This is a genomic window from Xanthomonas citri pv. citri (assembly GCF_000961215.1).
Taxonomy (GTDB): domain Bacteria; phylum Pseudomonadota; class Gammaproteobacteria; order Xanthomonadales; family Xanthomonadaceae; genus Xanthomonas; species Xanthomonas cissicola.
Map to the genome: position 1 here is coordinate 1,392,337 of NZ_CP008998.1, position 24,923 is coordinate 1,417,259.

At 65.5% G+C, this 24,923-nt stretch carries 25 protein-coding genes and 1 riboswitch; of the genes, 10 read left to right on the top strand and 15 right to left on the bottom strand.

Annotated elements, in window-relative coordinates; genetic code table 11:
• Positions 1-21 precede the first annotated feature (21 nt).
• Positions 22-136: riboswitch (glycine riboswitch) on the bottom strand.
• A 265-nt stretch (positions 137-401) separates the two neighbouring features.
• Positions 402-1,655: a multidrug effflux MFS transporter gene (locus AMD14_RS06685; RefSeq protein ID WP_005915613.1), complete on the top strand. Its 1,254-nt coding sequence runs from the start codon at positions 402-404 to the stop codon at positions 1,653-1,655.
• A gap of 16 nt (positions 1,656-1,671) precedes the next feature.
• Positions 1,672-2,076, top strand: a complete 405-nt coding sequence (locus tag AMD14_RS06690) for a hypothetical protein (RefSeq protein ID WP_003484384.1) — start codon at positions 1,672-1,674, stop codon at positions 2,074-2,076.
• A 41-nt stretch (positions 2,077-2,117) separates the two neighbouring features.
• Here the strand turns inward: AMD14_RS06690 and AMD14_RS06695 are convergent, their stop codons facing one another.
• The 4 genes from AMD14_RS06695 to AMD14_RS06710 form a co-directional block, all read right to left on the bottom strand.
• Positions 2,118-4,136 (bottom strand): M2 family metallopeptidase, encoded by a 2,019-nt coding sequence (locus AMD14_RS06695; protein ID WP_011050783.1) that lies wholly within the window; start codon positions 4,134-4,136, stop codon positions 2,118-2,120.
• Between the two features lie 110 nt (positions 4,137-4,246).
• On the bottom strand, positions 4,247-5,914 hold the full coding sequence (locus AMD14_RS06700) for a phosphoethanolamine transferase (RefSeq protein ID WP_011050784.1): 1,668 nt from the start codon (positions 5,912-5,914) through the stop codon (positions 4,247-4,249).
• Positions 5,911-6,675, bottom strand: a complete 765-nt coding sequence (locus AMD14_RS06705) for a phosphatase PAP2 family protein (protein ID WP_011050785.1) — start codon at positions 6,673-6,675, stop codon at positions 5,911-5,913. Before AMD14_RS06705 ends, AMD14_RS06700 begins: the two co-directional genes overlap by 4 nt.
• Before the next feature lie 99 nt (positions 6,676-6,774).
• On the bottom strand, positions 6,775-8,508 hold the full coding sequence (locus tag AMD14_RS06710; protein WP_040107587.1) for an ArnT family glycosyltransferase: 1,734 nt from the start codon (positions 8,506-8,508) through the stop codon (positions 6,775-6,777).
• Between the two features lie 216 nt (positions 8,509-8,724).
• Between AMD14_RS06710 and AMD14_RS06715 the strand changes: the two genes are divergently transcribed.
• Both AMD14_RS06715 and AMD14_RS06720 read left to right on the top strand, forming a co-directional pair.
• The gene (locus AMD14_RS06715; protein WP_003484375.1) at positions 8,725-9,441 is read left to right on the top strand and encodes a response regulator transcription factor; all 717 of its coding nucleotides are present in this window, start codon (positions 8,725-8,727) and stop codon (positions 9,439-9,441) included.
• Positions 9,407-10,723, top strand: a complete 1,317-nt coding sequence (locus AMD14_RS06720; RefSeq protein ID WP_015472407.1) for a sensor histidine kinase — start codon at positions 9,407-9,409, stop codon at positions 10,721-10,723. The genes AMD14_RS06715 and AMD14_RS06720 overlap by 35 nt, the downstream gene beginning before the upstream one ends.
• 180 nt (positions 10,724-10,903) lie before the next feature.
• Here AMD14_RS06720 and AMD14_RS06725 read toward each other — a convergent pair whose 3' ends face one another.
• The 5 genes from AMD14_RS06725 to AMD14_RS06745 form a co-directional block, all read right to left on the bottom strand.
• The gene (locus tag AMD14_RS06725) at positions 10,904-11,395 is read right to left on the bottom strand and encodes a hypothetical protein (RefSeq protein WP_003484372.1); all 492 of its coding nucleotides are present in this window, start codon (positions 11,393-11,395) and stop codon (positions 10,904-10,906) included.
• Between the two features lie 67 nt (positions 11,396-11,462).
• Positions 11,463-11,720: a cell division topological specificity factor MinE gene (gene minE, locus AMD14_RS06730; RefSeq protein WP_003484370.1), complete on the bottom strand. Its 258-nt coding sequence runs from the start codon at positions 11,718-11,720 to the stop codon at positions 11,463-11,465.
• 2 nt (positions 11,721-11,722) lie between these two features.
• Entirely contained in the window at positions 11,723-12,532 is an 810-nt protein-coding gene (minD, locus tag AMD14_RS06735; protein ID WP_005930297.1) for a septum site-determining protein MinD, read from the bottom strand.
• Between the two features lie 35 nt (positions 12,533-12,567).
• Entirely contained in the window at positions 12,568-13,317 is a 750-nt protein-coding gene (minC, locus tag AMD14_RS06740) for a septum site-determining protein MinC (RefSeq protein ID WP_011050788.1), read from the bottom strand.
• Positions 13,318-13,320: 3 nt separating this feature from the next.
• The gene (locus AMD14_RS06745) at positions 13,321-13,920 is read right to left on the bottom strand and encodes a GNAT family N-acetyltransferase (protein WP_005915634.1); all 600 of its coding nucleotides are present in this window, start codon (positions 13,918-13,920) and stop codon (positions 13,321-13,323) included.
• A gap of 238 nt (positions 13,921-14,158) precedes the next feature.
• On the opposite strand from AMD14_RS06745, the gene AMD14_RS06755 reads away from it, so the two are divergent.
• The 5 genes from AMD14_RS06755 to AMD14_RS06775 all read left to right on the top strand — a co-directional run bounded on the left by AMD14_RS06755 (position 14,159) and on the right by AMD14_RS06775 (position 18,639).
• Entirely contained in the window at positions 14,159-15,355 is a 1,197-nt protein-coding gene (locus AMD14_RS06755; protein ID WP_005915636.1) for a sensor histidine kinase, read from the top strand.
• Positions 15,355-15,996: a response regulator gene (locus AMD14_RS06760; RefSeq protein WP_005915638.1), complete on the top strand. Its 642-nt coding sequence runs from the start codon at positions 15,355-15,357 to the stop codon at positions 15,994-15,996. Before AMD14_RS06755 ends, AMD14_RS06760 begins: the two co-directional genes overlap by 1 nt.
• Positions 15,997-16,327: 331 nt before the next feature.
• A complete protein-coding gene (locus AMD14_RS06765; RefSeq protein ID WP_011050790.1) occupies positions 16,328-17,494 on the top strand; it encodes a polyketide cyclase in 1,167 nt (388 codons plus the stop codon).
• A gap of 96 nt (positions 17,495-17,590) precedes the next feature.
• Positions 17,591-17,962 carry a DUF423 domain-containing protein gene (locus AMD14_RS06770; RefSeq protein WP_003484359.1) on the top strand — a complete coding sequence of 124 codons (372 nt, stop codon included), beginning with the start codon at positions 17,591-17,593 and terminating at the stop codon, positions 17,960-17,962.
• Positions 17,963-17,964: 2 nt separating this feature from the next.
• Positions 17,965-18,639 (top strand): DNA-3-methyladenine glycosylase family protein, encoded by a 675-nt coding sequence (locus AMD14_RS06775; protein WP_003484357.1) that lies wholly within the window; start codon positions 17,965-17,967, stop codon positions 18,637-18,639.
• Between the two features lie 75 nt (positions 18,640-18,714).
• Here the strand turns inward: AMD14_RS06775 and AMD14_RS06780 are convergent, their stop codons facing one another.
• The 4 genes from AMD14_RS06780 to AMD14_RS06795 form a co-directional block, all read right to left on the bottom strand.
• On the bottom strand, positions 18,715-19,512 hold the full coding sequence (locus AMD14_RS06780; RefSeq protein ID WP_015472404.1) for a M15 family metallopeptidase: 798 nt from the start codon (positions 19,510-19,512) through the stop codon (positions 18,715-18,717).
• A 127-nt stretch (positions 19,513-19,639) separates the two neighbouring features.
• Positions 19,640-19,822, bottom strand: a complete 183-nt coding sequence (locus AMD14_RS06785; protein ID WP_003484354.1) for a type II toxin-antitoxin system antitoxin — start codon at positions 19,820-19,822, stop codon at positions 19,640-19,642.
• Positions 19,819-20,103, bottom strand: a complete 285-nt coding sequence (locus AMD14_RS06790; protein WP_005920636.1) for a hypothetical protein — start codon at positions 20,101-20,103, stop codon at positions 19,819-19,821. Before AMD14_RS06790 ends, AMD14_RS06785 begins: the two co-directional genes overlap by 4 nt.
• A 157-nt stretch (positions 20,104-20,260) precedes the next feature.
• Complete coding sequence (locus tag AMD14_RS06795) at positions 20,261-21,130, bottom strand: SPFH domain-containing protein (RefSeq protein ID WP_003484350.1); 870 nt, start codon at positions 21,128-21,130, stop codon at positions 20,261-20,263.
• Positions 21,131-21,254: 124 nt separating this feature from the next.
• Between AMD14_RS06795 and purT the strand changes: the two genes are divergently transcribed.
• The gene (gene purT / locus AMD14_RS06800; protein ID WP_011050795.1) at positions 21,255-22,457 is read left to right on the top strand and encodes a formate-dependent phosphoribosylglycinamide formyltransferase; all 1,203 of its coding nucleotides are present in this window, start codon (positions 21,255-21,257) and stop codon (positions 22,455-22,457) included.
• 264 nt (positions 22,458-22,721) lie between these two features.
• Here purT and AMD14_RS06805 read toward each other — a convergent pair whose 3' ends face one another.
• A complete protein-coding gene (locus tag AMD14_RS06805; RefSeq protein ID WP_011050796.1) occupies positions 22,722-24,050 on the bottom strand; it encodes an endonuclease/exonuclease/phosphatase family protein in 1,329 nt (442 codons plus the stop codon).
• The gene (locus AMD14_RS06810; protein WP_040107588.1) at positions 24,004-24,918 is read right to left on the bottom strand and encodes an arginyltransferase; all 915 of its coding nucleotides are present in this window, start codon (positions 24,916-24,918) and stop codon (positions 24,004-24,006) included. The genes AMD14_RS06805 and AMD14_RS06810 overlap by 47 nt, the downstream gene beginning before the upstream one ends.
• Positions 24,919-24,923: the final 5 nt, after the last annotated feature.

Sequence of the window (24,923 nt, forward strand, 5' to 3'; positions counted from 1 at the left end):
CTGCCGCAGCAGCGGTCTTCCTCGCGCCCCTCTGTCCTTTTGCCTGAGAGTTTAAAAACGCGGCCTGGCGCGTGGCCTGCCTGCGTTTCGTGCCCCTTCGGCGCCGGCATCGGCCGGTCTCTCCAGAGTTGTACTGCGGATGGTATCGGGCCTGAGCGATTACGGGCTGTTGCGCCTTCGGCAGCGGCAGTGCCGCTTCTCCCACCGTGTTGCGGGCCGATTATAGCGTGGCTGCAGGTTGCCCGGCGCGCCCGCGCGCACCCGTCTGCCTGCCGACTGCACTTGGGTTTGCTTAACCTTGCCGGCGCAAGCGCCTATCATCGGCGGCCGTGTGCGCATGCCGGTGCCGCAACAAGCGGACGCCGGCGCGCACTCCATGCACTACCGCCGCGGATCCCTGAATGCCCCCCACCACGCCTTCCACCCGTCGCATGGCGCTGCTGCTGGCCGGGCTGGCGATGTTCGGCCCGTTTTCGATCGACACCATCTTCCCGGCGTTCTCGCAGCTTAGCCGCAGCCTGGCGGTGGACCAGGTGGCGATCCAGCAGACCATCAGCGTCTATCTGCTGGCGTATGGCCTGATGAGCATCGCGCACGGGCCATTGTCCGACGCCTGGGGCCGCAAGCGGGTGATCCTGGGCGGGCTGGCCTTGTTTATCGCCGGCTCGATCGGATGTGCACTGTCGCAAGACTTGCCCACGCTGCTGGCATTCCGCGCGCTGCAGGGCCTGTCGGCCGGCGTGGGCATGATCGTCGGGCGGGCGGTGATCCGCGACCTGTTCCATGGTCCGGACGCGCAGCGGCTGATGAGCCAGGTATCGATGATCTTCGGGATTGCGCCGGCCATCGCGCCGATCATCGGCGGCTGGATCCTGCTCAGTGGCGGCGGCTGGCCGTTGATCTTCTGGTTTCTGGTGGTGTTCGGCCTGGTGCTGCTCATCGCAACCCTGACCTGGCTGCCGGAGACCCATCCGGTGGAGGCGCGTACGCCGCTGCAGTTCAGGCGCCTGTTGCAGGATTACGTGCGCATCGGCTTCAACCCGCGCTTCCAGCGCCTGGCCGCGGCCGGGTCGTTCAACTTCGCCGGCATCTTCCTGTACATCGCCTCGGCGCCGGTGCTGATCATGCAGCACCTGAAGCTGGGCGAAGGCGATTTCGCCTGGCTGTTCATTCCCACCATCGGTGGCATGACGCTGGGCTCGTTCCTGTCCGGGCGCATGGCCGGGCGCATGCAGCCGGTGCGGCAGATCCGCATCGGCTTCGTTTGCTGCGGGGTGGCGGCGCTGGTCAATCTGGCCTATACCTTTGCGGTGACGCAGATCGCGCTGCCGTGGGCGGTGCTGCCGATCTTCCTGGCCGGCGTGGGCATGGCGCTGATCTTCCCGATCCTGGCGCTGGCGGTGCTGGACATGTACCCGCAGCAGCGCGGCCTGGCGTCTTCTCTGCAGGCCTTCACCCAGTTGATGACCAATACGGTGGTGGCCGGGGTGCTGTCGCCGCTGCTGAGTGAACATCCGCGGCATCTGGCGATCGGCATGACCGGTTTTTTCTTGCTGGGCTGGCTATTCTGGCGCTGGGAGCGCCGCAGCGGCCGCCGTCTACGGCACCGCCAGGCCACCGAGGCAGTGCCTCTGGAGCCGGCCGACCACCTCTGACCTCACAGGAGCCTGCATGTCCACCGATTCCAAGTTGCGCCGTGATGCCCGCAAGCGCGCCGCCGAGCGCCAGCGCAACCAGGCCGCCGCCAATCCAGCGCCGGTGTCCCCGATCGAACCGCATGCCGAACTCCGCGACCAGCAACGCACCCTCTTGGCCGGCATCGTCCGCCGCGACGGCGAATGGGTGCTGGGCATGGACGGCCGCATCGCCGGCGAAAGCACCAGCGCCGCCCAGGTGCTGGCGCTGATCATGCGCGCGGCCGAGTTGCACGAACGCCAGGGCACACCGGTGCGGCTGACCTATTCGGATGCGCTCAAGGATGCCGCGCATGCGGAGGCCCGTGCCGACGGCATGGAGTTCGAGCAGTTCAAGACCAGGTTGAGCGAGCGGTTGCAGGGCGGCACCAAGCTCAATTGAGCCTGGTCGCAGAAGCGCGTTCAGCGACAAGGCAATGTGTGTCAACGAGCTGCAGCAGGCGCAGTTTTCGTTGTAACCGGAGCGGCAGCCGTTGCCTGCCACCCGCACATCTGCCCCTGGTTCTGCTGCTTCAGCCAGTCGCTCATCGGCGCGAAGTATTCCAGCATCGGGCCGGCATCGAGTTTGTCGTTGCCGGTGAGTTCCTTGAGTGTGGTTTGCCAGGGTTGGCTGGAACCACGTTGCAGCATCGACCAGAACTTCTGCCCGGCGTCCTTGTTGCCGTAGAAGCTGCACTCGTACAGCGGCCCCTGATGGCCGGCGGCCTGGCACAGGCCTTTGTAGAACTGGAATTGCAGGATATGCGCCAGAAAATAACGCGTGTACGGGGTGTTGCCCGGCACGTGGTACTTGGCGCCAGGGTCGAAGAATTCTTCGCCGCGCGCGCTCACCGGCGCCACGCCCTGGTACTTGGCTTTGAGTTCCCACCAGGCCTGGTTGTAATGCTCGGGCGTGATGGAGCCGTCGAACACGCCCCAGCGCCAGCGGTCGATCATCAAACCGAACGGCAGGAACGCCACCTTGCTCAGCGCCATGCGCATCTGCGAATTGATCAACGACTCGCGGCCGGTCTGTTGCTCGCCCACCATGCCGATCGATTGCAGGTATTTGGGCGTCATCGCCAGCACGATGGTGTCGCCGATCGCTTCGTGGAAGCCATCGTTGGCGCCGTTCTGGAACAGCGGCGGTAACGGGTTGTAGGCCAGGTCGTAATAGATGTGGCCCAGCTCGTGGTAGATGGTGGTGAAGTCTTCTTCGGTCGGTTTGATGCACATCTTGGTGCGCACATCCGCGCCGATGTTCTGGCTCGCCTCGCCGCCCATGTTCATGTCCCAGGCGCTGGCGTGGCACACCACGTCGCGGTCCAGCGGCTTGATGAACTGCGAGCGCTGCCAATAGGTGTCCGGCAGCTTGGGCATGCCCAGCGATGTGTAGAAATCCTGCGCGCGTTCGGTCATCTGCTTGGCGGTGCGCAGCTGCGCTTCGCGTTCGGCGTTGAAGCGTGCGGCCGCGCCACCATCGCCACTGGCGTTGCGTGCCAGCACTGCGGTGAGGTTGCCCTGGTACTGCTTTTCCAGCGCGGAGGTGATGTCCAGATCGCCGGCCCCCGGGTAGGGCTGCAGCAGATCCCACAGATTGCTCCAGTCCTGCTGCCACATATTGCCCATCAGATGTGCCGGCAACAGGCCGCCGGCGACCTCGCCCTTGTCTTTGCCGTATTGCGTGTCGAGTTTGCCGCGCGCATAGCACTGCAACTGCGCATACAACGGTTTGACCTGTTCCCATAGGCGGTCGGTTTCGCTGGCCAGTTGCGCCGGCGGCATGTCGTAGCCGCTGCGCCATAGCACCCCGACGTCGGCGAAACCCAGCCCGCGTGCGCCCTCATTGGCCAGCTCGACGAAGCGTTGGTAGTCCTTGCGCATGGGTTGCGCAGTGCTGTGCCAGCCCTGCCATGCGTCGAGTTGCTCGTTGTAGTCGCGGCTGCTGGCCAGCACTTGCTCCAACTCGCCCAGCTGGCGGCAGCGGCGCTGCTCGCCTTCGCCCACGCAATAGCTGCCGGCGCCGTAATCGCCTTCCATCTTGGCGGCGATGCGGGTGAGTTCGGCCAGCTTGGCAGGGTCGCGCGGTGCGGGCAGGGCGCTCATCAATTTGAGCAACTGCAGCGCACGCGCACTGTCGGCCGACATCGGTGTGCCGGCGTACTGCTTGGATTGTTCGATCCACCGATCCAGCTGCGCCAGCGAGCGTTCGTTGGCCTTGGCCGCCAGCAACTGCGAATCGCCGTTGATATAGGTGGACGACAGCCACTGCGCAGCGGTGGTTTCCGGATAGGCCGCCTTGTATTCGGCGCTGATGCGCGCAACGAACTGGTCGGCGCTTTCGGCCGGCGCGGTCTTGGTCGCGACAGGTTTGTCCGGTGGTGCCGCATCCCGGCGGCAGGCCGACAAGCTCAGGGTGCCGGTAGCCACAGCCAATGCCAGCAACAGCAAACGAGGATTCACGGGTGGTCCTTGCAGTGAAGTCCGCCGAAGGCTAGAGCGCGCCGGGTTTCAGGGCAAGGGGCAGCGCCCGCCACGCATGCGATGGGGCGGGCAGGGGCAGGCGTTGGCGATCAGCGCAGCGTGGTGCCGGTGCATTTGGCGAACAGGTCGCGCTCGGGCGCATAGACGCTGGTCTTGACCTGCATCAACCCAAGCACGGATGGGAACAGCGCATCCTGATCGGTGTATTGCCCTGCACGGTGGCGCAGGCAGGCTTCATCCAGGCCGCGATCGCGCGCGAACTCGGGCGAGAACCACATCACCATCGGCACATGGGTCTGCTCCTTGGGCGCGATGGCGTACGGGACGCCGTGCAGGTACAGGCCTTTTTCACCGAGCGATTCGCCATGATCGGAGAGATAGATCATCGCTGTGTCGTAGTCCGGCAGGCCGCGCAGCGCATGGATGGCCTGATTGAGGAAATGGTCGGTGTACAGGATCGAATTGTCGTAGGCGTTGACGATGTCCTGGCGGCCGCAGCTGCCCAGATCCGCGGTCTTGCACACCGATTTGAAGCGTTCGAATTGCGCCGGGTACCGCTCGAAGTAGCTCGGGCCATGGCTGCCCAGTTGATGCAGCACCACCACGCGGTCGCCAGGTTTTGCGCGCACCTGTGCAGCCAGATCGCTCAGCAGGATCTCGTCCATGCAGCGGCCATCGGCGCACAGGCCTGGTGTGGTGGCATCGTCCAGCTTCTGGATCTCCAACCCGTCGCACACGCCCTTGCAGCCGGACTGGTTGTCGCGCCACAACGTCGAAATGCCAGCGTGCTCCAGTACATGCAGGAACGACTGATGGCCACGGATCATGTCTTCGTTGTAATCGCGACGGCCGTAGGGGGAGAACATGCAGGGCACCGAGACCTCGGTGCTGGTCCCGCACGAATGCATGTCGGGGAAATTGATCACCCCTGCCTGCGCCAGCTCCGGCGTGGTCTGGCGGCCATAGCCGTTGAGACCCCAGTTCTGCGCGCGTGCGGTTTCGCCCAGCACCACCAGCAACAGGCGCGGGCGGCTCCCCGGCGCGCGCGGTGTTGCCGTGGCGTCGTGTTCGATCGGCTGTTTGGGCGCGCGCTTGATCGGCGATTCTGATTTGAGGTTTTGCCGCAATGCCACGATGTAATTGATCGGCGTGGCCAAATAACGCACTTCGCGGTGATTGCGCATCAATGCCGAAATATCCTGCGAGGAGAGCATGGCGCCGGCAGCGCCGACCACCGCCACCACCAGCAGGAAACCCGATCGCGCCAGCACCGTCTTGCCCACGCTGCGTGCGCGCAAACGCGTGCGCCACAGCAATGCGGTCGGAATCAGGAAATAGCACACCAGCGGCAGGATCAGGCCCGGCGTGAGCAACTCGCGCGATTCCTTGTGATCGGTATGCAGCACGTTGCGCAGCATGTCCGCATCCAGATAGACGTTGTAGCTGTCCATGTAGTGCGCGGCCAGGGCGGTGGTGAACAGCAACAGCGTCAGCAGCGGCTTTGCATTCCAGCGCCAGACCAAAACGCCCAGGAGCAGCGCATGCACGGCCACCAGCAGCGCCATCAACGAGATCGCAAACCCGATGCTGCCCGGATGCGTGGCCATGGCCGTGCGCCAGAACAACTGATTGCACGCCAACGCAAAAAACAGGCTCGACAGCAGCACCAGCGCTTCGGTCGACACCGTCGGCCGCGTACTCCATGTCAGCGCGCGCAGGCCACTACGCTTGCGCGGTTCCGGCAACCAGGTACTCATGCTGCATCCCCCAAGGGCAACATCAATCCAAGCGCGCGACGCGGCTTTTGCAGCATCACGCAGTACAGCGCCAGTGCGCTCACCCAGCACACCGCCAGCGACCACAGGTCGTGCGAGAGAAAATGCGCGCCGCGCAGTTGTTGCGCAACACCGAAAATGAGACCTGCTGCCAAGCCTATGAACAAACCTGCAGACCGCCATGCAGGACGGAGCGCCAGCGCACAAAAATACAGCGCCACCCACGCATAGCCGGCACTGGCATGGCCGGCGGGAAAGCAACCGGACGCGGCAATACCGTGGCGCGATTCGAATAGCCCGATCATCGCTTGCGTACCGCCATAGCGGCTCAGATCCCACGGGCAGTCCATCGCCGTCCACGACTTGAGCAGCGACACCAGCGAGGTCGACAGTGCGATAGAGGCGGCCAGGTAGGTCAGCGGCCAGCACAACACCTTCAGGCGTGGCCTGCACCACGCAACAATGGCCAGCACCAGCACGCCGACTCCGGCTGCCGTGCTCAACCATTTACCCACGCGGTGGATCACGCCACTGGTGAACCAGTGGTCCTTGAGTAGCCAGTGCCCGCCTTCCAGCCGATACAGCGTATCGGCAACCCATTGGTCGCCACCGGCGCCCATCAGCAGCGCGCTCGCCAACAGAACGCAGGCCAGGGGCAGCCACAGATGGCGCACAAGGAAGTGCGTCTGCATGCCGCTGGCGGTATGCGCCACGGTCGGCGCACGGATGGGAAGCGTTGTCATCGAGATGGCGGCCTGTGTCAATGCCCGACATCTTCGAAACCCGGATGTCGGAAAGCGGTCGGACCGGGGTTGCTCGGCCGTTAACCCGACACCAAGCGTTCAGTCTGCATCGCCTTCGCTACCGGTTTGTTCGGCATCGGACGCGGTGGCGATGCAACCGGCATGCCATGCCGTGCCCGGCAGCAACTGCCATTGATTGCGATTGGACTCGCCGGTATCGATGCGTTGGGCCGGATCGATACACGCCGGCACCGCCTGCTTGAGCACGAACAGCCAGCGGGTGTGCGGCGCTTGCGCAAGCCATGGGCCGGCCTTGGCCCACTGGTCCTGCCAGCTCGCCTTGAAGCCGAAATCGGTCACCGGGCGATCGGCCTGGAGCAGGTTCTGCTCGCGCCAGGCCAGCATGCCCAGCTCTGCGTCCGCGCCGATGCGCTGGCCCACGCGTTGCATCAGACGTGCGGACGAACTGTAGGGATCCAGCGCCGGCATCAACCCCAGTCCGAACACCGTCCATAGCGTTGCGGTCATTACCACCAGCGCGGCGCCCGCGCGTTTACCGCGCGACCATGCAATCGCGGCCAGGCCGACCACGCCCAGGCCGATCAACCAGAAACCCACCGACTGCAGCGAGGCAAGCTCCATGCCGCGCTTCACTGCAGTGTTTTCGGCCCAGTGCAGATGCAGCGCAATGCCGCCACCCAGCACCAGCCCGGCAACGGCAAGCAGCAGCACATATCCGGTCAGCAGCATTCGCACGCCGCGCCGGCGCAACAACCCGGCCAGCAACGGCGCCGCGGCAATGCACAGCGCCGGCAGCATCGGGAAGATATAGACCTCGCGCTTGCCCGGGCTGGCGCTGAAGAACAGCAGCACCAGCACGCTCCAGGCCAGCAGCAGCACATAGCGCGGGTCGCCGCGGCGCAGTCGCCGCCACCAGGCCGGCAGTAGCCACGGCAACAACAGGCAGCCGGGCAGCCACAAGGTGGCGATCACCTGCAGGTAGTACCAGAACGGTTTGACGTGATGCCAGGCGTGCGCATAACGCGTGCCGGTCTGCTTGAACAACAGCTCGTGCGCGTAGGCATGCAGCTGCGGGGCGTCGCTGTGCCACAGCGCGATGCCCAGCGGCCCCAGCCACACCGCGGTACCGGCCACGAAAGCCGGCAGCACCAGTCCCCAGCTGCGTCCTGCCAGCGCGCGCGCCGGCAACACGCTCCAATGCGTACGCCGCAGCGCCATCCACGGCAACAACAGCAGCAGCGGCAGAAAACCGACGCCCTTGGTCACCGTCCCGACCCCGGCAGCGAACAGGCCCAGCATCCAGGCGCGCCAGTCCGGCCCGCGCAGCAGGTGCCGCAGCATTCCCCACAACGACAGTGTGGTCAGCGCCACCAGCACCATATCGATCTGCGCACGCTTGGCCATCAGGCCGAACTGCAGCACCGTGAACAAGGCCAGCACCGCATAGCCCGCCACGCGCCGAGTCCATAGCCGGCGCGCGATATCCCAGGTCAGCCACAACGTGGCCAGCGCAGCCAGCAGCGACGGCAGCAGGAAGGCCACCGGCCAGTGCGGTATCAGTTCGTAGGTTGCCGCCTGCAGCCACATGAAGACCGGTGGTTTTTCTGCGTACAACTCGCTGCCACGGTGCGGCAGCAGCCACTGACCGGTCTCGACCATGGTGCGCGCGGCCAGCACGAAGCGCGGCTCGTCCGGCGGATTGGGTTGGCGCATGCCCAGCCCGGCCAGCAAGCTGACAACGATCAACAGCAACGCCACCAGCAGCGCGCGCTGGCGGGATGAGGAGGCAGCGATGGCAGGCGACACGCGCACGCCCTGAGTAAATGCGGGCAGACACTATCTGGCAAGTGGGTCGGAAATTTGTCGGAGCCGAGCCCGCATGATCGCGCATCGCAGCGCAGGCATCGCCGTGCGCGGGTGCTGGAGCGCAACCGATTGGAAGGCCGTACCGGCGATGCCGGTCGCGTTTGGCCGGCCTCGGTTAGGATGCGCACACCGTGCCTGCCGGGCCGTCCTGGAAACCCGCTCATGCGGCTGCTGGTCATTGAAGACAACCGCAATATGGTTGCCAACCTGTTCGACTATTTCGAAGCGCGCGGGCATACCCTGGACGCTGCGCCCGATGGCGTCACCGGCCTGCATCTGGCGACCACCCAGCATTACGACGCGTTGATCCTGGACTGGATGATGCCGCGCATGGATGGACCGGAAGTGCTGCGCCGGCTGCGTGAGCAGCACCAGTCCGAACTGCCGGTGATCATGCTCACCGCACGCGACGAACTTCCGGACAAGATCGCCGGTTTCCGCGCCGGCGCCGACGACTACCTGACCAAACCCTTCGCGTTGCCCGAGCTGGAGGTGCGCATCGAAGCCTTGCTGGCGCGTGCGCACGGCCGTCGCCGCGGCAAACTGCTGCAAGTGGCCGACCTGCGCCTGGATCTGGCCACCCTGGAAGCGACGCGCGCCGGACAGGTGCTGCATCTGTATCCGGCCTGCCGCAAGTTGCTGGAAGTGCTCATGCAGGCCAGCCCGGCCGCGGTGACGCGGCAACGCCTGGAGCAATCGTTGTGGGGCGACGACCCGCCCGACGGCGACATGCTGCGCTCGCATATCTACGAGTTGCGCCGCAGTGTGGACGGCCCGTTCGCGCAAAAATTGATCCATACCTTGCCGCGGCTCGGCTACCGGCTGGCGCAGCTGGATGCGGCCGATGCGCCTGGCGCTGGCGACTGCAGCGATGTCTAAACAGCGCCCGTTGGGTCGCCGCGTGCTGGTGTGGTTGTTCGGCTACACGCTGTTGATGACCCTGGCGGTGTTCGGCACCGCGCAGTACCTGCACGAACGTGCCGAACACGGCGTGTGGCGCTCGCTGCTGAATTCCGAACTGGACAGCATCCTCGAGCGCAGCCTGCAGGATCCGGATTACCGCTGGCAGGACTCGGACACCTTGCGGCTGTACCGGGTCGACGACGTCGCGCGCACACCGCCGGTCTTGCGCACCCTGCATCCCGGCTTGCACGACGGTCTGGAGATCGCCGGCCGCCAGAGTGCCGTGATGGTGCGCGACACCGCACATGCCGGCCGCCTGGCCCTGGTGCTGGACATCACCGATTTCGAAGCGTTGGAAAAATTTCTGACCCGCTGGATGCTGGCCGCTGGCATCGCGCTGATCGGCATCACCTTGCTGATGGGCACATATGCGATGGCGCGGCTGGTGCGCCCGCTGGTGGAACTTGCGCGCGACATCGGCGCGTTGCGTCCAGAGCAGCGCGCGCAGCAGATTGCGGTAGGGCCACAGGGCAGCGCCGAGCTGTACGTGATTGCCGATGCGCTCAACGATTATCTGGAGCGCAATAGCCAGTTCGTCGACCGTGAGCGGGCTTTCATCGACAGCGCCAGCCATGAATTACGCACGCCCATCGCGGTGATCGGCAATGCGGTGGAGCTGGCGCTGGACCAACCCGGCACGCCGCCGGCGGTGCGCCACCAGCTGCAGCGCATCGCGCAGACCAGCACCTCGGTCGAGCAGTTGATCACCTTGCTGCTGGTGCTGGCCAAAGATCCTGGCCGGCTGGTGCGCAGCAGCGATGCGTTGCGGCTGGATCAGTTGCTGCCGGACATCGTGGCCGACCACACGCACCTGTGCGCCGACAAGGATCTGCAACTGGTCGTGGCCCCGCTGCCGCCATGCAGCGTGGTCGCCCCGGTCGCCATCGTGCAGACGGCCATCGGCAACCTGCTGCGCAACGCCATCGAAAACAGCGACCGCGGCATCATTCGCATCTCGCTGTCGGCGCCCGGCGTGGTCTGCATTGCCGACCCCGGCCATGGCATGACGCCCGAAGAGATCAGCGCCATCTACACGCGCCTGGCGCGCGGCAACGTCCGCCAGGGGAGCGGTATCGGGCTGGAACTGATCGGACGCTTGTGCGAACACCTAGGCTGGCATCTGCAGCTGGATTCCAATGCCGGGCAGGGCACGGTGGCCACGCTGGATCTCTCCGGCGCCACGGCAACGGAATCCTGAGGGGATCACGTAACCGACTGCACTCACGCCAGGCGGTGCGTCCGCTATTCGATACTGCAGGTGCCACACGCCCGCTGCGGGTCCTGCGAAGGCGCCACACCGGCCTGATGCCTATTCGCTGCTGACGCTGCTGACGCTGCTCGCTGCGGTTGAGCCGCCGCTTGAACGCGCCGCGCAAGCTCAGGCAGGCAACAAGCCGCGTGCGTCCAGCCAGCTGCGCGCGTTCTCCGCGTCCTGCTCGAACCAGGCGCGCGTGGAACCCAGCCGATACGTATAGCCCCAGCTGTCCATGTCCGCCATCAGGCGCGCGCTGCCCACACCAGGCAGTTGCTCGGCCAGCAGGATCTGCAGGTAACAGGTGGCGTCTTCTTCTTCCACCGAATCGGTCGCGTCGGTATGCACCGCAGCGCGTTTTTCCGCAGGCAGCACGATCAGATGCCCGGCTTCGTGCAGAAGCGAATGCACCGGTGTGTCGTCGCGCACGTACACATCGCAGCCGATGATGCCGGCTTCCGGTTCGCCCCAGAAACTGCCTGGAATCGCCGCGTCCGATTCCACGCGGTGCAGGCGCAAGCCATAACGCGCGAGCAGGGCGGCAGGTGCGTCCAGGCCGATATCGGCCACGCGCAGAACATCGGCGGCGGTGGGTATGGCAGCAGTGGGAGTGGTCACGCGCAATGGCTCGCGGTCGGGTCACATGCAACAACGGCACCGTGCGAACGCGGTGCCGTTGTTGGCGCTACTTGTCGCCGTCTTCCGGTAGGGCGACCGAAATATCCAGCACGTCGTGTTCGCCATCCTTGACCAGATCCACACGGACCGCATCGGCATCGATGTTGACATATTTCTTGATCACTTCCAGCAACTCGCGCTGCATCAGCGGTAGGTAATCCGGCCCGCCGCGGTGGTTGCGCTCCTGCGCAATGATGATCTGCAGGCGGTTCTTGGCCGTCTCGGCGGTGTTCTTCTTGCTCTTGAGAAAATCGAGCAGGCCCATGCTTACCCTCCGAACAGCTTGCTGAAGAAGCCTTTCTTCTCCACGGATGTGAATCGCATCGGGCGCTCCTCGCCCATGATGCGGGCGACTGCGTCGTCGTACGCCTGGCCGGCCGGGGATTCGGCATCCAGGATCACCGGCTCGCCCTTGTTGGAAGCGTTGAGCACGTCGCCGGATTCGGGAATCACGCCGATCGCCTTCAGGCCCAGGACTTCTTCCACATCGGTGATGCTGAGCATCTCGCCGCCTTCCACGCGGCCCGGGCTGTAGCGGGTCAGCAGCAGGAACGCCGGCACGGCCTTGCCTTCTTCGGCCTTGCGGGTCTTGGAATCGAGCAGGCCGATGATGCGGTCCGAGTCGCGCACCGAAGACACTTCCGGATTGACCACCACCACCGCGCGGTCGGCGAAGTACATCGCCAGGAACGCGCCTTTTTCGATACCGGCCGGCGAATCGCAGACGATGTAGTCGAAGCCGTCGGCGGCCAGGTCCTTGAGCACCTTTTCCACGCCTTCCTGAGTCAGCGCGTCCTTGTCGCGGGTCTGCGAGGCAGCCAGCACGTACAGGTTCTCGAACCGCTTGTCCTTGATCAGCGACTGCTTGAGCGTGGCTTCGCCGTGCACGACATTGACGAAGTCGTACACCACGCGCCGCTCGCAGCCCATGATCAGGTCCAGGTTGCGCAAGCCGACGTCGAAGTCGATGACCGCAACCTTCTTGCCGCGCTTGGCCAGCCCGCAAGCCAGGCTTGCGCTGGTGGTGGTCTTGCCGACGCCGCCCTTGCCGGAGGTGACTACGATGATTTCAGCCAAAGGATTTCTCCGAATATTTCTGTGGTTGGGCCGCGTCAATCAAGCGCAGCGATCTTGATCTGATCCTGCTCCAGCCAGACCTGGACGGCCTTGCCACGCAGGTCCATGGGAACATCGTCCAGCACCTTGTAGTGGCCAGCGATGGCAACCAGTTCGGCGTGGAAGTCGCGGCAGAAGATGCGCGCGTCGGGGTTGCCCTGCGCGCCGGCCAGAGCGCGGCCACGCAGGGTACCGTAGATATGGATGCTGCCGTCGGCGATGACCTCGGCCCCGGCACCGACCGTACTGAGTACGGTCAGGTCGCAGTTCTCCGCGTACAGCTGCTGACCGGAACGCACCGCGGTGCGCTGCATCCGGCCCGGAGCCGGTCGCGCGGCCGGCGGTGCCGGTTCGGCACGTGCGGGCGGCGGTGGCGGTGGCGGTGGCGGGCTGACCGCGGTCGGCTCGTACTGCGCGCGAAATTTGGCCAGCAGCGGCACGCCCAACTGCTGGGACAGCAGGTCGATCTCGCTGGTGCCGTAGGCCAGCGCCACCGGCAGCACGCCGGCATCGCGCAGACCTTCCAGCAGGGCCTTGGCCGTGGCCAGGTCCGGCACCTGCGACAGCCCGCCGAAATCCAGGATCACCGCCGCACGGCCGAACAACTTGGGCGCGCGGGTCACGCGCTCGCGCATTTCCTGCACCAGCCGCGACACATCCAGGGTGCGCACGCGCAGGTTGGCAATCCCTACTTGGCCGATCTTCAGCTCGCCGGCCTGTTCAAAATCCACATTCACACTTGCCACAACTCAGCTCCCCGTCGATGGGCTAGCGGTGGTGGCGGCATGACGCGGCCGGCCCACCCACGGCAAGTCTTCGGGCAACTTGCCGCCATAGGTCTCTTTGACCCACCGATAGCTGCACATGTCTTTCATCAGCATGCTGGCGCGCACGTCCACATCGGGCATGGTGTTCTGGCCAACCTCACGGAAGCCGAAACTGCCATGGAACAGCAAGGCCGCGTCGGCGCCATGGTCCAGAAACACCTCGCACGCCAGCTGCGGGTAGCGCAGCTCGGTATAGCTCTGCACATCGGCATAGAACGCTCGCCCGACGCCACCGCCGCGGCGGCGGCTGGCGACCACGATGCGGTCGATATAGAAGAATTCCGGGTAACGGTCCCGGAACCAGGCGAAATTGCTGCTGTCGTGCGCACTGCCGCTTCCGAAACCGACCAGAAACCCGGCCAGGTTGCCGTCCCGCTCGGCGACGCGGAAATACTCGGCCTGCTCGTAGAAACGTTGCAGCTTGGTTGAATCCAGCGGCAGGATCGCCAGTCCGGCATTGTTGTTCAGGGCCAGGACGGAATCGAGCTCGTGCTCGCGCACGTCGCGGATGACGATCGACATTGGGACTCCGTGAGGTAACGCGTCGACCCGAAATCGGATCTGCGTCGGATTATTACATGCGTGGCCTGAAGCGGCGACCCAGCGCATGCGATCGGCCGGCGCGCGGCAGGTGCCGGCGTGCAATGGCGCGCCAGCACAGGCGCTGTGCGGGCCCGACATCCGCAACCCGTGCGTGCGCGCCGGCATGCATGACTTCCGGCAAGAGGGCAGCGCGCTCGCTTCCGCCTAAGATGCGGACATGTTGGGATACCTCAGTCATACGCGCGTCCTGCGCTTCGCCGGCCTGTTCACCTGGGCGATGATCGTCATGCCCTTGGTGTACACCTACTGGCCGCCGGCCGAAGAGGGCGACCACCGCAGCGTGGCCGAGGCGGTGATGATGTCGGCATTCTTCATCGGCTTCGGCGCCAGCTACTTCTGGTTGACCCGCGGCTTGAACAGCGGCGGCCACGCGCACTGGTACGACCGGCTGATCCTGTTGCTGCTCACCATCTGCGCGCTGGCGGTGAGCTATCTGAGCGGAACCGGGCTCGGCAGCATTTTGATGATGGTGGCGGCGGGGGTGATCCCGTGGCTGCTGCCGCTGCGCGTGGGCGTGCTGTGGCTGGTGCTGAGCCAGCTGGCGGTGCTGCCGGTGTTCTACTACCTGCGCCCGGACTTCACCCTGTTCGCGGCGCTGATGCAGTCGCTGTTGTACGGCGGCTTTTCGATGTTCATCTTCGTCACCAGCCTGGTGGCCCGCCAGCAGACCGATGCGCGCGAAGAGCAGCGCCGGCTCAACGCCGAACTGCGCGCCACCCGCGCACTGCTGGCCGAGAGCGCGCGCATCAACGAGCGCACCCGCATCTCGCGCGAGCTGCACGACCTGCTCGGCCACCATCTCACTGCGCTCAGTCTCAACCTGGAAGTGGCAGGCCACATCACCGAGGGCCAGGCCCAGGAGCACGTGCGCCAGGCGCACACGCTGGCCAAACTGTTGCTCACCGATGTGCGCGAGGCGGTCAGCCATCTGCGCGACAGCGGCGCGATCGACCTGGAAGCGGCGCTGCGCCCGCTGGTGACCCAGGTGCCGTCGCTGGATATCCACCTGGATATCGCCCAGCCGCTGACCCTGGACGACCCCGAGCGCGCCCACGTGCTGCTGCGCTGTACCCAGGAAATCATCACCAATGCGGTGCGCCATGCCGGCGCGCGCAACCTGTGGATCCAGGTGCGCCGCGATGCCGATACGGTGCTGATCGACGCCCGCGACGACGGCCACGGCGCCGATGCGGTCGCGCCCGGCAACGGGCTGCGCGGCATGCGTGAGCGGCTGAACCAGTATGGTGGGCAGCTCGAGATTCAAACCCGGCGGGGTGACGGCTTCGGCCTGCGCATCGCTGTTCCAGGCGCGCCGGCACTGATGCCTGCGGCCGTGACCCAAGGAGTGTTGTGATGATCCGTGTGTGCCTGGTCGACGATCAAACCCTGGTGCGCCAGGGGATCCGCTCGCTGTTGGCGCTGGACGACGGCATCGAGGTGGTGGCCGAGGCCTCCGACGGCAAGCAGGCGGTGGAGCAGATTCCGCAAATCCAGCCGGACGTGGTGCTGATGGACATGCGCATGCCGGTGATGTCCGGGCTGGAAGCGCTGCAGATGCTTTCGCGCAACGGCGCCCTGCCGCCGACGATCATCCTGACCACCTTCGACGACGACCAACTGGTGCTGGCCGGGCTCAAGGCCGGTGCCAAGGGCTATCTGCTCAAGGACGTCTCGCTGGAACAACTGGTCGGCGCCATCCGCACCGTCGCCGACGGCGGCTCGCTGGTGCAGCCGGCGGTGACCCAGCGCCTGCTGTCGGGCCTGGAGCACATGCGTAACGAATTCGTCAGCCTGGACCGACCCGATCCGCTCACCGACCGCGAGACCGAGATCCTGCGGCTGATGGCGAGCGGGTTTTCCAACAAGGAAATCGCCAACTCGCTGGGCGTGGCCGAAGGCACCATCAAGAATCACGTCTCCAACATCCTCTCCAAGCTCGGCGTACGCGACCGCACCCGCGCGGTGCTGAAAGCGTTCGAGCTGCAGCTGGTGTGAGCCCGGCGCCCGCGCCCGCCTGCAGCAGGGGCGGGACTCGCATTCAGGCCGCTGCAGCGTCGGTCGGACCGCGAGACGGGCGGCCCAATGCCGCCTGGCAGCCGCAACGTCACACGCACGCAGCGCGTGATGTGCATGATAGCGGCGCGCAATCGCCCAAACCCTTGTGCAGGTTGGGATTGCGCATCCCCCAGGCGCCGCGTTGCGCGGTGAATGACACCGCAAGACCGCGCTACCCGTCGCACAACTGAACATCTTTCTCGAAGCCTGCTAGGATGGTGGCTTCGCTTCACTCAACCCGGCCGTGGGATCGGCCCCGGAGACCTCCTGAATGACCCGTATTATCGAGTTCCTGATCGCCTTGGGGATCGTGGCTGGCTTGTTTGTCGTGGTGGGCTTGGTGTTGCCCTCGGAGCGGCAGATGTCCGAGAGTGTTGAGACCAACCGCAGGATGACGATTGTTTACGACACCGTGAACAGCTTCCGTCGTTTCAAGGATTGGAACCCGCTTGTGCTGCGTGACCCGAAGATCCAGCTGAAGCTGGCCGGCCCGGAAGAGGGCAAGGGTGCACGCGTTGAATACAGCTCCAACGAGGGCTATATCGGCAACGGCAGCTGGGAGATCACCAACAGCGTCAAGAACGAGCGTGTTGAGATCGCAATCGAAGATCCCACCAAGGGCTACGACAAGGTCACCAATTTCACCCTGGTGCCGACCGGCAAGAACAACAAGAACGTAAAGATCACCCAGGATTACAGCGTCAAGTACGGCTGGAACCTGTTTGGTCGCTATGCCGGTCTGTACGTCAGCCGCCACGTGGGCGACGACCTGAAGTTGGGTCTGTCGCGTCTGGCGACCGCACTGGCCACCGTGCCGAACTTCGACTACCGCGCCGAGCTTGACGGCAAGCCGGTGTTGAGCGACCTCAAGATCGTCGATGTGCCGGCCGAGGACCTGTTGGTCGTCACCGCGGGCAACATCGATCGTGACAACGAGACGATCAAGAAGTCGATCAAGGACAACCAGGAGTGGATCAAGCGCGTGATGGATTCCAACGGCCTTGAGGCGGTTGGTCCAGTGCGCATCGTGACCACCGACTTCGCTTCCGACAAGTACGCCTTCGACGTGGTGCAACCGGTGCGCAAGCGCGCTGGTGGTGCTCCGAAGACCGACGCCAAGGCCGACGCCAAGAAGGACGACACGGCTGCCGCGGCACCCGCCGATGCAACCCCGGTGGCTGCAACGGGCGAAGAGCTGAAGCTCAACATCCCGTCCGAAGCACCGGTGAAGTACCAGCGGGTTCCGGCGCACCGCTCGGCATTTGCGACCTACGCAGGCCATATGGCCGGCCTGGATGCAGTGCGTAACTCGCTGCGTGCCTGGGCTGCCACCAGCGGCATGGACGTGACCGATCGTCCGTACGAATCCTGGAAGGGTGGCGTGGACAAGTCGTTCACCCAGGACGGCACGTACGACGTCTACTGGGCCATCAAGTAATCGCCTCACCACGATGAGCTGATCCAGACGAAAACGCGCCGCAGTCTTGCGGCGCGTTTTTTTTTGCGCTCCGGCGCTGTCACGGAAGTTGCCTGCATGTCTTTGCTTGATCGTCGTAAGAAACATCCCTCGCTGCTGGCCTTCTGCGGCGGTTTGCTGGCGGCCATTGCCGTCGGTCTATCGGCCTATGCCTCGCACGGCGTTGCCGATGCGGTGATGCAGTCGCGGCTGCAGGTGGCGTCGTTGTATGCGTTCGGGCATGGCGCGGTCCTCACCGTGCTGGGCGCCACCGAAACGCGCGCGCTGGGCCGGGCGGGCTTGTACCTGCTGTTGCTCGGCACCTTGCTGTTTGCCGGCAGCCTGGTCGGGGGTGCGTTGCTGCAGTGGCCGACCACCCTGGCGCCGGTCGGCGGAGTTGGGCTGATGCTGGGCTGGGTGGTGCTGGCCATTGGTGCGTTGAGGCGCTGAGCATGCCGCGCCATGCCCGCGGATTCGATGTGGAGGCTGCGTTCGCGCACGTGTCCCGGCGCGATCGCGCGCTGGGTGCGTGGATGAAGCGCATCGGCCCGATCGCCCCGCAACCGGGGTGGCACAAACCCTTCGACCCGGTGGATGCGCTGGCACGCGCCATCCTGTTTCAGCAACTCAGCGGCAAGGCGGCTTCGACCATCGTGGCGCGTGTGGAAGTGGCGATCGGCGCGCAGCGGCTCCATGCGGACACCCTCGGTCGTATCGACGATGCGGCGCTGCGTGCCTGCGGCGTTTCGGGTAACAAGGCGCTGGCCCTGCGCGATCTGGCACGCCGCGAAAGCGAAGGCGAGATTCCCTCGCTGCGCAGGCTTGCCTTCATGGACGAGGAAGCCATCGTGCAGGCACTGGTGCCGGTGCGCGGCATCGGCCGCTGGACCGTGGAAATGATGCTGATGTTCCGCCTGGGCCGCCCGGATCTGCTGCCCATCGACGACCTGGGCGTGCGCAAAGGGGCGCAGCGCGTGGACAAGCAGGAGCAGATGCCCACCCCCAAGGAACTGGCCGTACGCGGTGAACGCTGGGGCCCGTACCGCACCTATGCCGCGTTCTATCTGTGGAAGATTGCCGACTTCAGCGTGGCGACCAAGGTGCCGACACCGCGTTCGCAGGAGTAGGACGCTCGCACGCGGGGCAGATGCGACGGGCGGTCGGGTCCAGCCGGGTTGCGTGGCGCATGAAGTTCGGCCGGCTCATCCCGCCGACCAACACCAATGCCACGGTTCGTAGACGATGCCGTGCGGGTTGTTGCGTGGGTAACTCAGGCGGTAGCCGAATGCGTGCGCGTTGCTGCACAACCAGGCGAATGCAGGCGTGGCTTCGAAGGACTCTTCGGCCGGCGGCTCGCCCGGTGTGCCCAGATCCAGTGCGTCGCCGCTGTGATGTTCGCTGAAACCCGGCGCTGCGTTGACCGTCAGGATCTGCTCCAGGGTGAGCCCGCGCGCGAACTTGCGCTCGAAGATGCCCAGTTGGTAGTCGTGGCTGCGGTAGCCGGAAATCGCATCGAGCACGATGTCTGCGCGCAGCGCAGCCGCGCGCATCTGTCGCCATGCGCGTGCAGCGCGGGCACTGAGCCACAGCGGGCGGCCGAAGCGATCGCGTCCGGCAAACTGCAGTGCGGCTGGTTCGGCCATCAACTGCAGGCCGGTCCGTTGCACGTAGTCGTCGGCGGCGAGCCCGAGCTGGCTCAGGCGGCGCTGCAATCCGTCGATCGGCAGCGTGGCGTCGTGTACCTGGCCGATGCGGCCGGTTGCGGTCTGCAGACGGTCCAATGCTTCGTCCAGGCCAGGCTCGCATGCCAGCCGCGGGATCAGCGGCATCAGGCCCTGCGGAAGATGTGCAGCCAGATAGCGCCCATCGCGTTTGCGCCGCAATAGCCAGTCGGCCTGTGCCAGCACACGCGCATCCGCATTACCGCGCGCGCGCAGCAGATCGGCCGGCCACAGCTCGATCTCGCTGGTATTGAGGAGTACACGTTGAAGATGACGCATCTACGCAGCTTAGCCGTTGCCGGGTGAGCGCTGCCAGTCCAGCCAGGCGCCGTGACCCCGCGCCGACCCGGACCGGCGAACCGCTACAGCGGTGCGCAGTCGCGTCTGGATGATCGGCGGCGCATGGTCAATTTTCGGATTTTTCTTTTTCGCCCTGCGGCTTCGGTAGCCGGCCAGCCTTGCGTAACGCATCACGCAGCACGTATTCGATCTGCGCATTGAGGCTGCGCAATTCGTCGTCGGCCCAGCGCTGCACGGCGGCCAACACATCGGCGTTGATACGCAGCGGGTAGGCTTTTTTTTCGCTCATTTGCCGTCTCTGCGGCCGCCATGACGGCGCAGGTGCATCACCATCGACACGATCAACGCGTTGACGCCGACGAGCATGCCGATCACCACCGCATAGATGCCGGCGCGGTTGTCGCCAGCCCAGTACAGGCATGCGGCGCCGACCAGAATCACCAGGCTGATCAACGCCCAGCGCAGGCCCAGCCCGCGTGCGCGGTCGTCATCGTCGGCGCCGATGGACGCGGCGATGGCCAGCGCGGGCAAGCCGGAAAGCGCAACCACCAGGGGCACCATGATATTCATCGGATCGATCTCGGAGTGGCTGACGCAACGCAAGCGGGTGGTCGCCAGGTGGACGTGGAGGGCGCGCCCACAAGCGCAGTGTACGAGTGGCGCATGCCGATGCCGAGCAGTGGCTGCGCCCGTCTGGCGGTGAGAGCAGGCGTCCTGTTGGCTGCCCTCAGTACAACGAACCGGCGTTGACTACCGGTTGGGTGCCGCGATCCGAGCACAACACGGTAAGCAGGTTGCTGACCATATGCGCCTTGCGCTCTTCGTCCAGCTGCACCACGCCATTCTTCTGCAACTCCGATAGCGCCATTTCGACCATCCCCACTGCGCCGGCAACGATGCGCGAGCGTGCGGCAATCACGGCATTGGCCTGCTGGCGCTGCAGCATCGCCTGGGCGATTTCCGGCGCGTAGGCGAGGTGGCTGATGCGCGCCTCGATCACGTCCACGCCGGCCTGGGTCAGGCGCTCGTCCAGATGCCGCTTGAGCTGCTCGCTGATTTCGGCCGGATGGCTGCGCAGCGAGATCTGGCCGTCTTCGTGCTGGTCGTACGGATAGCTGGTCGCCATCGCGCGCAGCGCCGCTTCGGACTGGATATGCACGAAGCTCTCGTAGTCGTCGACGTTGTAGACCGCTTCGGAGGCATCCAGCACCTGCCATACGATCACCGCAGCGATTTCGATCGGGCTGCCATCCAGCTCGTTGACCTTGAGTCGTCCGCTTTCGAAATTGCGTACGCGCTGGCTGACGCGACGCTTGGCGTAGAACGGCACATTCCAGCGCAGGCCAGCGTCCTTGACGGTACCGACGTACTTGCCGAACAGGCTCAGCACCGCTGCCTGGTTGGGCTCCAACGTATACAGGCCGGCCAACATGAAAATACATGCCGCCACGACCAGCACCGCGGCGATGAACGCCCCTGGCGTGACGCTGGTGCCGGCCATCATCGTCAGTACGTACCAGGCGGCACCGAGGAGGCCGGCGCCTGCGACGAGGACGACAGGAATGCCGGGCAACGAACCGATCGGCTTTTCTTTCATGAGCGCGAGTCCTTGTGGAGTGGTAAAAAGATATCAATGTGATATCGGTTAAACAATGGCCGTTCGTCGGAGTGGGAGCGGGCAACCGTTAGAATGGCGGCCCCTCTCGCTCTGGACCGCGCTCATGACCACTCTCGGCACGCCGTTATCGCCTTCCGCCACCCGCGTGCTGTTGTTGGGCTCGGGCGAACTGGGCAAGGAAGTGGCGATCGAGCTGCAGCGTTTCGGTGTGGAAGTGATCGCGGCCGACCGCTATGCCAATGCACCGGCGATGCAGGTGGCGCACCGCTCGCATGTGCTGGACATGCTCGACCCCATTGCGTTGCGCACGCTGATCGCCAATGAGCGGCCGCATCTGATCGTGCCGGAGATCGAAGCGATCCATACCGAAGCCCTGGTGGCGCTGGAACGCGAGCAAGGCCAGAAGGTCATCCCGACGGCGCGTGCCGCGCGCCTGACCATGGACCGCGAAGGCATTCGCCGCCTGGCAGCCGAAACGCTGGGCCTGCCGACCTCGCCGTATCGCTTTGTCGATACCGTCGAGGAGTATCGCGATGCAATTGCCGCGGTGGGCTTGCCATGCGTGGTCAAGCCGGTGATGTCGTCCTCGGGCAAGGGCCAGAGCACCCTGCGCAGCGAGGCCGATATCGATGCGGCATGGGAGTATGCGCAGACCGGCGGACGTGCCGGTGCCGGTCGCTGCATCGTCGAAGGCTTCATCGATTTCGATTACGAAATTACCTTGCTCACCGTGCGCCATGCCGGCGGCACCTCGTACTGCGATCCCATCGGGCATTGGCAACAGGACGGCGACTACCGCGAAAGCTGGCAGCCGCAGCCGATGTCGGCCGCTGCGTTGCGCCGCTCGCAGCAGATCGCCAAGGCCATCACCGACGATCTCGGCGGCCGGGGCCTGTTCGGTGTGGAGTTGTTCGTCAAGGGCGACGAGGTGTGGTTCAGCGAAGTCTCGCCGCGCCCGCACGACACCGGCCTGGTCACGCTGGTCTCGCAGGAACTGAGCGAATTCGCGCTGCATGCCCGCGCCATTCTCGGCCTGCCGGTGGGCGCGCAGGACGGCGGCGTGATCCGTCAGGCCGGCCCTTCGGCATCGTGCGCGTTGCTGGCGCACGGCAATGGCGTGCCGGCGTTCGACAACGTGGCCGAAGCACTGCGGGACCCTGACACCGCACTGCGCCTGTTCGGCAAGCCCCGCGTGGACGGCCATCGCCGCGTCGGCGTCACCCTGGCGCGCGCGGACAGCGTCGATGCTGCGCGTGAGAAGGCGCGCGTCGCCGCCGCGGCGTTGACGATCCAGCTGCAGGCCTGAGCGGCGTACGGCAGACGCAGTGCAGCGCATCGCTGCATTGCGTCGACGCGCCAGGGGCGCTCGGGATTTATGCGCACGTCTTCTCGACGCTGCCCGACGCGGGTGATTGATCACACCTGGTGACGCCACGCCATCCGTCACCGCAAGCAGCACTGCGCCTGGCTAGCTGCTCGTGCGCGGATCTTTTTCCGAGCCAGGTGCCGATACCGCAAACGGGCAAGGAACTCGCTGTTCGAAGCCCCAACCCAACTCCTCAATCCCCCGCTACTCAGCCAGGTCGACCCACACCGCATGATGGTCGCTACCATCGGCGATCACCGCTTCCGGCGCGTTGCTGGCCGGCCAGAAAATGCCGCTGCCGATCAGGGTGAACTGGCGCGACGGCAGCACGTAGTCCAGGCGCATGGTGCCTGCCTGCGGGCCGAAGTCGCCGGTGACCTGATGCGGGTCGCCGCTGTGGGCGATGCCCAGCGCGGCGTATTCGGCGGTTTTTTCCGGGCCGCCATCGCTGTGCGGCGTGGGGTACTGCAGCACGCGCGGGTGATGGATCAAGGCGCGGATCGCCTCATGGCGGCCGGCACCATCGACCGGGTCGTTGTTCAGATCGCCCAGGATGACGAAGCGCGCATCGGCAGCCAGGCCGCCGCAACCGCCCTTGTCGTCGCAGAGCCAGCGTTGGCTGTCGGGTGCGTTGTCCAGGTACGCGCGCCACAGCTGCAGTTCGTCGTGGTTGCGCGCGGCGTTGCGTTTCTCGGCACCGTCGAATACGGGCGGGGTAGGGTGCGACACCAGCGCATGCACCACACCCAACGGCGTGCGCACCGGCACATCCCAATGCGATTTGGACGACAGCCGCAGCTGCGCCCAGATGGCATCGCTGTAGTACGACGTCTTGCTGGCCGGATCGATCGGCCGCAGTGCGCCAGGTAGCGCGCTCCACTTCAGCAGCTGGAAGCTCCGCACTGCCTGCGCATCGATCGGGTAACGCGACAACACCAGCATGCCGTACTGGCCGGGATGCAGCCCGTAGCCCCACGCGTCGTTGCCACGCGCGCGTCCTTCGCCTCCGGCGCTGCCGTTGTTGTCCAGATCCAGGCCGCTCGGCACGCCGGTATTGACCGATGCCAGATAGCGGTACGGATACCGCAACGCCTCGCCGCCGCCCGGCTGGGCCACCTGCAGATAACGTTGCTGGAACAGGTCGGCAGCGCGGTGTTCCGGGTCGAAGTCGAATTCGTTCAGCAGCACCAGATCCGGGCGCACGCGCTGCAGTACCGCAGCGATCTTGCGCGCATGCGCGCTATCGCCCTGCAGCTCGCGAATCAGGCCGCCGGCCTCGTCCGAATACAGCGAGGTGTTGTAGGTGGCGATGCGCAGCCGTGCCGCGGCCGGCCGGGCGGCGAGGGTGTCGGTCTGCATCTTGGGCGAGGGCGCGGGGTGGGCGCAGGCCGCGCACAAGGCGGTCAGCGCGAGCAGCAGGAGAGGTTTGATCATTGCCAGATTCTCGCATGCGGGATGCGACACGCCGATGTCGCAATCCGGCGGTTCAGTCGACCGATGCGTGGGCGGGCAAGCCGCGCCAGTGGCGACCATCGTAGGCTTCCAGTGCGCTGAAGCGGCGCTTGTAGTTCATCTTCGCGTGGCCATCGATCCAGTACCCCAGATACAGGTGCGCGCGTCGCTCGCGTTGCGCCCACTGGATCTGCTGCAGGATCGCGAACGTGCCCAGGCTGCGCGCTGCCGCCTCCGGCGCGTAGAACGTGTACACCGCCGACAACGCATGCTCGGTGACATCGGTCACTGCGACCGCCAGCAGCCGGCCGGGCAGGTGCGCGATGGCCGGTTCGCGAATCTCCAGAAAGCGTCCGTGCGACCAGCCGCCGATCAGGAACTGGTCGAATTCGGTGGCGCCATGTTGGTCCATGCCGCCGCCGGGATGCCGGTGCTTGAGGTACTGGCGATAGAGCGCCAGTTGTTCGTCGGTGCGCTCGGCGGCTACCACGCGCACCACCAGATCCCGGTTACGCGCCAGGCAACGGCGTTGGCTGCGGTCGGGGTGAAACGCATCCACCGCGATGCGTACCGGCACACAGGCACGGCACCGTTCGCAGTGCGGCCGGTAGACCAGATCGCCGGAGCGACGGAAGCCCCATGCCAGCGCTTGCGGATAGATCGCCCCCAGGCGCGGATCGTGCGGATCCAGCACCAGATCGCGCGCCTGCCGGCCGGACCAATAGCCACAGGCATGCTCGCCGGTCTGGAACAGGCGCAGGTCGTCGTGGGTGTCGGCATGGATGGCCATGGCCGAAGGATAGCGCCTGCGCGTCGCATCAGCGGCGACTGTCCGCCGGATGAATACGTCCGGCCTGGACGTCAACGCGCGCATCGATGGCTCGTTGATGGGGGTGTTGGTGGCAGCGCACGGGCGATCCGAACGCACCACCCACGCGATGCGGCCCATGCAGG